Here is a 9,527-nt window from a genome sequence, read left to right on the forward strand (position 1 = left end):
ACACCATTTTTTGATACGATATATACATGAAAAGGAGGTACGAATTACTATGAAGAAAAAGATAACAGAAGTTTTGGGGATTGATGTTATTCCAAATTATTGGGATAAACGTTATGTGAAGAATCTTGACAAATTATCGAGGGCCATGTATGAAGTGGAGTACCATGGGGACGTATGGATGACGATGAGGGACGGTGTGCGCCTCTGCGCAGATGTATACCTTCCTGAAGGAGCCGGCCCGGTGCCGGCCCTTGTGAGCTGGTCAGCATACAGTAAAGAGATGCAGGGTATCAAAAGAGGTGCGATTCCGCCGGAATCTCTGTTGTTTGACCATAGTCTGGAAGCCGGTGACATAGAGTATTTTGTTAAGAGAGGATATGCATATATTATTCCGGATCCGAGAGGAATCGGTAAGAGCGAAGGGGAATTCTACGGTGTATATAACCCGCAGGAGCACCTGGACATTTATGATACGATTGAATGGGCAGCTGATCAGGAATGGTGTGACAGCAATGTAGGCATGATCGGATATTCTTATTTTGGTATATGCCAGATACTTGCAGCCGCTCAGCAGCCTCCTCATCTGAAATGCATTATGCCGTGTTCTTTTGTTGATGATTACTATCAGCACGGATATTATGGCGGTGTTCCGTCCACTTACATGAGTATTTACTGGGAACTTTGCCCGTCCAATAATCCGCTTCCGTGGTCACTGAAGATGTACGGGGAAGAAAAGGTGAAAGAGATGATGAAAGAGCGCCTGAGGGATCCGGATATTGCGGTAAATTCATATTTTACAAAGATCCTGACAACATGGCCTCCGACATATCATACTTTCTACCTGGATTATCTGCTTCATCCGCTAGATGATGAATACTGGAAACAGCGTTCTGCAAACCAGATGTATGATAAAGTAAAAGTGCCGGTATACCTGCACTGTGCATGGTCACCTATTGGAAGGTGGAGTGCACCTATCTTTTCGGCAATGAGTGACGACAGACTACAAGTGCCAAAACGCTTGGGCGTACTGGAGGGATATGATGGGCTGGAGCTGCCGTACCGTGCATTAAATGAAGAGTGCCTGAGATGGTATGATCACTGGATGAAAGGCGTGGATACGGGAATAATGGATGAGCCTCCCTATAAGTTCTGCATTATCAACGGGGGTACCCGTTATGAGAATGAATGGCCGCTTAAGAGAACACAATGGCAAAAGATGTATCTGCGTTCATTTAATCGCCTGCGCTGGGACAAAGAGCCGGATAAAGATCTGCCGCCGGATGGATTTACACATTTACCGCCGTCTGTTTCTACAGAAGTGAACAAGATTGTCTATAAATCGTCACGCTTTCCACAGGACAGGGAAATCACAGGTCCAATGGAGCTTCATCTGTGGGCATCGATTGATGCAGAGGATGCAAATTTTGTATGCAGCCTGTTTGATATACTGCCGGACGGTACAAGAATGCCTCTGCTGCGCTACGGGGCATTGAAAGCTTCTCATCCGCTGGATGAAGAGAAGTCAACAATCGGCGCACCGGTACATGACAACAGCGTGTCTGTTCCTGTTACTCCGGGAGAAATCCGTGAATATGTGATTGAGATGAATCCGACCTCTATGATTATTCCGGCCGGCCACTCACTGGAGCTGGAAATCTCAAGCCAGTGCCCAAATGCGTGCCATACAGAGAGCTGGACGGGCAAGGTTGGAAATATGAATGTTATACCGTCAAATACCACGACTGCTTATAAGATATACAGGGATAATAATCATCCTTCTTATCTGCTGCTTCCGGTAATTCCTTATACAGATCCGGAACAATGGGTGCAGGCTTATGAGAACTGGGATGAGATTGAGATAAACGAATAGCCGGTTAGGGGACGCTTTGTGGAATCGAGGCAGGGGTCTTGCGGTGCATCCGCAAGCTTCCTGCCTCGATTCTGTAAAACTGGTGCATCCTGGCGGTACATGGGATCCATTTACCTTAGGAGACCCTGGGTAAAAGGGAGTTTTTTATGTCTGATGCGGGGACGGCTTCGTACATCTGCCACTGGTGATGATGCATTTGCAGCAGGGATGCGGGTAAATATAAGTGAATGGTTATATGTAGTATATGAATATCTGTCTTTGATTATGGGCGGATTGAGACTTATAATGTGTCTTATAAATGGAAGTTATTGTTAGGAGGTCTTAGGTTATGGTTATGACGAAGAATGTAGATGGGTTGGAGTGTAGGACGGAGAAGGATTCTATTGGATCTAAGGAGATTCCGGAAGGGGTTTATTATGGGGTCCAGTCTTTGCGGGCTGCGGAAAATTTCAGGATTACGGGGCTGTCTATGCATCCGGAGGTTATTAACAGCCTGGCGCAGATTAAGAAGGCTGCAGCAATGACTAATTGTGAGGTTGGTCTTTTGGATAAGCATATTGCGGAGGCTATTGTGAAGGCTTGTGATGAGATTCTGGCGGGGAAGCTGCATGAGGCGTTTATTGTAGATCCGATCCAGGGGGGCGCAGGGACTTCTATTAATATGAATGCCAACGAGGTGATTGCGAACAGGGCTATTGAGATACTGGGCGGTCAGAAGGGCGACTATTCTATCGTGCATCCGAATGACCATGTGAACTGCGGACAGTCTACCAATGATGTGATACCTACTGCTGGGAAGATGACTTCTTTGAAGCTGCTGAAAAATGCGAAGAAGGAATTGGAGCGTTTACATAAAGCTTTTTGTGATAAAGGTGAGGAATTTGACTCTATTATTAAAATGGGCAGGACGCAAATGCAGGATGCGGTCCCGATCAGGCTTGGGCAGGAGTTCAAGGCGTATTCAGTGGCTATACAGCGGGATATAAACCGGATGGAAAAGGCGCAGGAGGAAATGCGGACTCTGAATCTGGGAGGAACTGCGATTGGTACCGGTATCAATGCGGATGAAGCATATTTGAGGCGGATTGTTCCGAATCTGGCGCAGATCTGTGACATGGAATTTGTGCAGGCTTATGATCTGATTGATGCCACCCAGAATCTGGATCCGTTTGTTGCTGTATCAGGGGCTGTGAAAGCGTGTGCTGTGACACTTTCCAAGATTGCAAATGACTTCAGGCTGATGTCCTCGGGACCGAGGTGCGGTTTTGGGGAAATCAACCTGCCGGCAAAGCAGAATGGCTCCTCCATTATGCCCGGCAAGGTAAATCCGGTTATTCCGGAAGTGGTGAATCAGGTTGCCTTTAATATTATCGGGAATGATGTTACGATTACGATGGCTGCGGAAGCAGGGCAGCTGGAGCTGAATGCCTTTGAACCGATTGTGTTCTACTGCCTGTTCCAGTCCATTGATACGCTGGCATATGCGGTGGAGACTTTTGTTGATAATTGCGTGGCCGGAATTACGGCAAATAAGGACCGCTGCAAAGAACTTGTAGATAACAGCGTGGGAATTGTGACGGCCCTCTGCCCGCATGTGGGCTATGCGAAGTCAGCATCTCTGGCAAAAACAGCGATCAGGAGTGGTGTGCCGGTCAGAAAACTAATCCTGGATGAAGGATTGCTCAATGAGTCAGAGCTGGATGAAATCCTGGATGTGAAGAATATGACAGAGCCAGGTATATCGGGAAAAGAGCTCATGCTTAAAAAACAGATGTAATCATAAATGTGCAGTAAATAAGAAAGAGGTGTCAGTTATGGATTATGGAAAAGAAGCTTTGGAGATGCATGAAAAATTTCACGGGAAAATAGAGGTGTGCAGTAAAGTCCCGCTTAAAACAAGGAAGGATCTAAGTACCGCCTATACGCCCGGTGTAGCCAGCCCATGCATGGAAATCTATAAGGAAGAAGAAAAGGCATACTGCTATACGGCGAAAGGCAATTTGGTTGCCGTTGTGACGGACGGTACCGCAGTGCTTGGTCTTGGGGACATCGGCCCCAAAGCGGCGATGCCGGTTATGGAGGGGAAGGCAGTACTGTTCAAGGAATTCGGCGGTGTGGATGCATTTCCCATATGTCTGGATACAAAGGATACGGAAGAAATTATTGAAACAGTGAAACGTATTGCCCCTGGTTTTGGCGGCATCAATCTGGAGGATATCTGTTCTCCAAAATGTTTTGAGATTGAGCAGAGGCTGGAAAAAGAGCTGGATATTCCGGTATTTCATGACGACCAGCACGGCACCGCCATTGTAACTACAGCGGCGTTGATGAATGCGCTTAAAGTAGTCCATAAAAAAATAGAAGACATCAAAGTTGTGCTTAACGGGCCGGGCAGTGCAGGAACTGCCATTGCAAGAATGATGCTGCATGCAGGTGTAAAGCATATGACAATCTGCGATCTGGACGGGATTCTGGCAGAGGGATGCCCCTTTGCAGTGGGACATAAGCTGGAGCTGGCGAGGCTCACAAATCCTGAAAGAATTACCGGAACACTTAGGGATGCGATTAAGGGGGCGGATGTTTTTGTGGGGGTTTCTGCTGGGAACATCCTGACAAAAGAGATGGTAAGTACTATGGCAGCAGAGCCGGTAGTGTTCGCTATGGCAAATCCGACACCGGAGATTACATACGAGGACGCCGTGGAAGCAGGGGTAAAGGTAATGGGAACCGGACGTTCGGATTACCCAAATCAGATAAACAATGTACTTGCCTTCCCTGGGCTGTTCCGGGGGGCGCTTGATGCCGGGGCCAGAGACATCACCTATGACATGAAGCTGGCAGCTGCGCGGGCAATTGCATCTCTGGTAACGGAAGAAGAACTGAAACCGGATTATATCATTCCATCCCCGTTTGATAAACGAGTGGCGGTCAAAGTGGCAGAAGAAGTAGCAAAATGTGCTCATGTGTCAGTTTTCTGACAGTAAAATTTTCACCGTTCCCTTATACTTTCCTATAGAAAGATAAAGGACGGTGATTTTTTTATGGGGACTGATTATACATGGGCATTTGACAGAAGCTTTCTGGTATTTCTCCTAATAGCGTTTGTCTCGTTGACAATAGCGGCAAAACTGAAATCTATGATTCCGATGCCGCTTATTTATGGGTTATTATTTGCAGCTGGATTTGGAACAGGTATCCTTCCCACAGACATGATGCTGTCTGCAAATATGATAGCGGTAGGTACCATTGCATTTAATGTACTGGTCATACATTCTGGTACGATGATTAATTTTAAATTGCTTAAAACAACTAAGAAAGAATCCCTTCTCTGCATAATAGCATCTCTGATACTTGTATTGACCGTTGGATTCGGACTGGTGCCGGTGCTGGGAAAAGGACTGGCATTCCTCGCACCGGGATCCGTAATAGGAGGCGGTGCCTCCTGTGCGATTGCATCCAGGTGGGTGCTGGACAAGAATCCAGGGCTCTCTGTGTTTCCATGGCTGATATTCATGTTCCAGGGCTTGTTCAGCGTGCCGGTGGTTACATGGGCGCTTAAAAGGGAAGGGAAAGCGCTGCTTGCAGAATTCAGAGCAAATAATCCGGGGGCTGCAGCTGAGAATGAAGAAGTTTCCTGCAATAATTTCCCGGACGTGACAGGCGCGGGTATACCTGTCCGTACTGGCGGAATGCCCATGTCTGGTACAGGCAGAGACGGCGGGCCGGGAACGCAAAGGAGAAAACCCTTCTGTGGCAGAATACCGTTAAAGTATAAAAATACAGCGTATTATCTGGGAATCATTATGATAGTAACCGTTATAAACAATCTGCTCCACAGCACCATACTATCCGGCCTGAACCTGAATCCCAATATCACAGCACTGTTATTCGGTTTCTTTCTTGGCAGTATTGGGGTCATAGATAAGGCTCCGCTGTTTAAGTCCGATTCTTACGGCCTTCTATTGCTGGGGCTGATGGGATTGATGGCAAATACTATGGCGAAATACCCCTGGCAGACATTATTAGGATTCCTTCCGCCCATACTTCTGGTGTTTGCAGTATCAACTGCGGTGCTGATACTCTGCGGAACCGCGGGAGCGAAAATATGCGGATTCCGTCCCGAACGTGGGATTGCGCTAACAGTGAACTGCATGATGGGATTTCCCGTTAATGATATGTTGACAGTAAACGCAGCGGCAGGGGCAGAGACTGAGGCAGAAAAAGGGTACATAAAAAGCCAGATAGGACCGGTACTGGGGATTGGGACCATGCTCATATCCAATGCGGTATCCATACTTATTGTGAGTATCATGGTGATATTTGTGTGATGTGTGGTGATGGGGATGTGGGCGCTAAGGGGGAATAGCTGCGCGGGAAATAGGGGGGAGAAACGGATTAGCAGCAACTTGTCATCTCTGACGAAGTCCGTACCAATCCGTGTAGGGCTCACTCCTTCCAATCAATTTTCTTCTTGCAATATACCCGTAAGGGGTATATAATATCCTTGGAAAGAGGTGATAAGGATGGAGGAGAAAAAAGGAATGCTGCCACAAGACAAAAGAACGTTCTGAGAAGGAGTTCAAGGATCTCGTAAATCGTCTGAACAGGATTGAGGGGCAGATCCGTGGTATAAAAAGAATGGTGGAGAGCGATACTTACTGTACAGACATTCTAATACAGGTGTCGGCAGTAAATGCCGCACTGAACAGTTTCAATAAAGTTCTTCTTGCGAATCATATCAGAACCTGCGTGGCGGATGACATCAGGGCAGGGAAAGAAGAGACGATAGACGAGCTGGTTGTAACTTTGCAGAAATTAATGAGATAGGAGGCAGAAGATGGAACAATATTCAGTAACAGGAATGAGCTGTGCAGCCTGCAGTGCCCGTGTGGAAAAGGCGGTCGCCAAAGTTCCGGGTGTTACGTCCTGTTCGGTCAGCCTGCTGACAAATTCTATGGGAGTAGAAGGCGCTGCGGCAGCTTCTGATATAATTGCTGCAGTGGAAGAGGCAGGCTACGAAGCGGCCCCTAAAGCTTCCGTCGATAAATCGGGCGCTTCAGCTAAGGCTTCGGCGGATAATGAACTTTTAAAAGACAGGGAAACCCCGATATTAAAGAAGAGGCTGATCGCTTCACTCTGTCTTTTGGTTCCGCTGATGTACGTTTCGATGGGACATATGATGTGGAACTGGCCTGTTCCGGCAGTTTTGGATGGAAATCATGTGGCGATGGGGCTGATTCAGCTGTTGTTTACAACGGCAATTATGGTGGTTAACCAGAAGTTTTTTGTCAGTGGCTTCAGAAGCCTCTGGCATCGGGCACCGAACATGGATACACTGGTGGCACTTGGCGCAGGGGCCTCATATGTTTACAGTACCTATGCATTATTTGCAATGACAGATGCACAGATGCACGGGGATATGGCTGGGGTCATGAATTACATGCATGAGTTTTATTTCGAATCTGCGGCAATGATTCTGGCCTTGATTACAGTGGGTAAAATGCTGGAGGCGCGGTCCAAAGGCAGGACGACAGATGCGCTCAAGAGCCTGATGAAACTGGCGCCAAAGACAGCAACGGTCCTGCGCCAGGGGGCGGAAACAGTAGTTTCCATCGATCAGGTAGTAAAAGGCGATATATTCGTAGTAAGACCCGGAGAAAACATACCGGTGGATGGTATTATTATAGAAGGAAGCAGTGCGGTAAATGAGTCTGCACTGACCGGAGAAAGTATTCCCATAGACAAGGCAGCAGGGGATCCGGTATCGGCGGCAACGCTGAACCACTCTGGTTTTATCAAGTGCGAGGCGACCAGGGTCGGTGAAGATACCACACTTTCCCAGATTATTCAGATGGTCAGCGACGCGGCGGCAACCAAGGCGCCCATAGCCAAGGTTGCAGACCGGGTATCCGGCGTATTTGTGCCGGTGGTTATTGTGATTGCAGCATTGACAATTCTGGTATGGCTGTTTGCAGGGCAGACCATTGGTTTCGCTCTTGCAAGAGGAATCTCCGTACTGGTCATTAGTTGTCCATGTGCGCTGGGGCTGGCGACACCGGTTGCGATTATGGTAGGCAACGGTATGGGAGCAAAGCATGGGATTATGTTCAAGACAGCTGTTTCACTTGAGGAGACAGGGAAGATGCAGATCGTGGCTCTTGATAAAACCGGGACAATAACAAGCGGTGAGCCCAGAGTTACAGATATGCTGCCTGCAGAGGGCGTGAAAGAAGAAGAACTTCTCGCCATGGCCTATGGGCTGGAGAAAAAAAGTGAACACCCGCTGGCTCGGGCGGTTCTTATGCTGGCAGAGGAGCGGGACATACAAAATGTCCAGGAAATTACTGACTTCAGGGCGCTCCCCGGTAATGGCCTTTCCGGCAGAATAAACGGAGATATCCTGACTGGAGGCAACTTAAAGTTTATCAGTGAAAACACTGAAGTCCCGGAAACAATGAGAAAGAAGGCGGAACAGCTGGCCGAAGACGGAAAGACACCGCTATTTTTCAGCCGCAGCAATAAGCTTATTGGCATCATTGCAGTAGCGGACGTTATTAAGGAAGACAGTCCCCGGGCCGTCCAGGAATTACAGAATATGGGGATTCATGTGGTAATGCTGACCGGTGATAATGAGCGGACGGCAAAGGCCATAGGGCGTCAGGCCGGAGTAGATGAGGTAATCGCAGGCGTACTGCCGGACGGTAAGGAAAGCGTGATCCGCTCACTGAAGCGTAAGGGCAGAGTCGCCATGGTAGGAGATGGAATCAATGATGCTCCCGCACTGACCAGGGCGGATATCGGAATTGCGATTGGCGCAGGTACGGATATTGCAATCGATGCGGCAGACGTAGTCCTGATGAAAAGCCGCCTGAGTGACGTGCCGGCTGCAATCCGGTTAAGCAGGGCCACTCTCAGGAACATCCATGAGAATTTGTTCTGGGCATTTATCTACAATGTCATCGGAATTCCGCTGGCAGCCGGTGTCTGGTTCCCTCTGCTCGGATGGAAATTAAACCCCATGTTCGGCGCAGCCGCAATGAGTCTGTCCAGCTTCTGTGTAGTAACAAATGCACTCAGGCTTAACTTATTTAAAATGTATAATGCAGCAAAGGACAAAAAATTAAAAGTGAAAAAGAAAGAGGAGGAAACAACGATGCAAAAAACTATGATAATTGAAGGTATGATGTGCGGACACTGTGAGGCCAGAGTAAAGAAGAGCCTGGAGGCACTTGCACAGGTAGATGAGGCTGCAGTCAACCATGAGGAAGGAACGGCAGTTGTAACTTTAAATGCAGAAATCCCGGAAGATGAGTTGAAAAAGGCAGTGGAAGACCAGGACTATAAAGTGCTGGAAATCAAGTAACAAATTTTTCGCGTATCGCCTGAAAAAGCGCCTGTAGAACAGGAAAATGCAGTAGGCATTTAATATACGTGGTCTATTTAGGCGGGGGCGCTTACCGTGAGCCGGGACGGACTGTGAAAAGCACCTGTCCTGTTGGAAATACAGCCGCTGCGCTAAGCGGCAGTAAGAGGAAATCCGCAAAATCAGTCAGAACCGAACGCATTCACCGTTTAATCTGATGATTAAACGCCTCAGGCGTTCTAAAAAGCTGCTTCGGAAGCAGCTTTTTTTCTGACTGATTTCGCGGATTTCCTC

General features: G+C 47.9%; 5 protein-coding genes and 1 pseudogene. All 6 read left to right on the plus strand.

Translation table 11 applies throughout. The annotated features are described in order from the left end of the window. The first annotated feature begins 49 nt into the window (after nucleotides 1–49). Entirely contained in the window at nucleotides 50–1,870 is a 1,821-nt protein-coding gene (locus HMPREF0240_RS01890) for a CocE/NonD family hydrolase (RefSeq protein ID WP_009001767.1), read from the plus strand. Nucleotides 1,871–2,198: 328 nt separating this feature from the next. After that, the gene (locus HMPREF0240_RS01895; protein ID WP_009001769.1) at nucleotides 2,199–3,647 is read left to right on the plus strand and encodes an aspartate ammonia-lyase; all 1,449 of its coding nucleotides are present in this window, start codon (nucleotides 2,199–2,201) and stop codon (nucleotides 3,645–3,647) included. A 37-nt stretch (nucleotides 3,648–3,684) separates the two neighbouring features. After that, nucleotides 3,685–4,848 carry a malic enzyme-like NAD(P)-binding protein gene (locus HMPREF0240_RS01900; protein WP_009001770.1) on the plus strand — a complete coding sequence of 388 codons (1,164 nt, stop codon included), beginning with the start codon at nucleotides 3,685–3,687 and terminating at the stop codon, nucleotides 4,846–4,848. 63 nt (nucleotides 4,849–4,911) lie between these two features. Further along, the gene (locus HMPREF0240_RS01905) at nucleotides 4,912–6,198 is read left to right on the plus strand and encodes a hypothetical protein (protein WP_009001771.1); all 1,287 of its coding nucleotides are present in this window, start codon (nucleotides 4,912–4,914) and stop codon (nucleotides 6,196–6,198) included. Between the two features lie 208 nt (nucleotides 6,199–6,406). Further along, a pseudogene (locus HMPREF0240_RS23275) lies at nucleotides 6,407–6,697 on the plus strand (metal-sensing transcriptional repressor); the annotation flags it as partial. 10 nt (nucleotides 6,698–6,707) lie between these two features. Then, nucleotides 6,708–9,233: a heavy metal translocating P-type ATPase gene (locus HMPREF0240_RS01915; RefSeq protein WP_009001773.1), complete on the plus strand. Its 2,526-nt coding sequence runs from the start codon at nucleotides 6,708–6,710 to the stop codon at nucleotides 9,231–9,233. The last annotated feature ends 294 nt before the right edge of the window (nucleotides 9,234–9,527 follow it).

Origin of the sequence: Clostridium sp. D5, from assembly GCF_000190355.1 — a bacterium.
In the GTDB taxonomy this organism is placed as follows: domain Bacteria; phylum Bacillota; class Clostridia; order Lachnospirales; family Lachnospiraceae; genus Faecalicatena; species Faecalicatena fissicatena_A.

Bases quoted from the DNA above. Each gene is read 5' to 3' on its own strand.
- HMPREF0240_RS01890 (WP_009001767.1), top strand. From the start codon at position 50: ATGAAGAAAAAGATAACAGAAGTTTTGGGGATTGATGTTATTCCAAAT.
- HMPREF0240_RS01895 (WP_009001769.1), top strand. From the start codon at position 2,199: ATGGTTATGACGAAGAATGTAGATGGGTTGGAGTGTAGGACGGAGAAG.
- HMPREF0240_RS01900 (WP_009001770.1), top strand. From the start codon at position 3,685: ATGGATTATGGAAAAGAAGCTTTGGAGATGCATGAAAAATTTCACGGG.
- HMPREF0240_RS01905 (WP_009001771.1), top strand. From the start codon at position 4,912: ATGGGGACTGATTATACATGGGCATTTGACAGAAGCTTTCTGGTATTT.
- HMPREF0240_RS01915 (WP_009001773.1), top strand. From the start codon at position 6,708: ATGGAACAATATTCAGTAACAGGAATGAGCTGTGCAGCCTGCAGTGCC.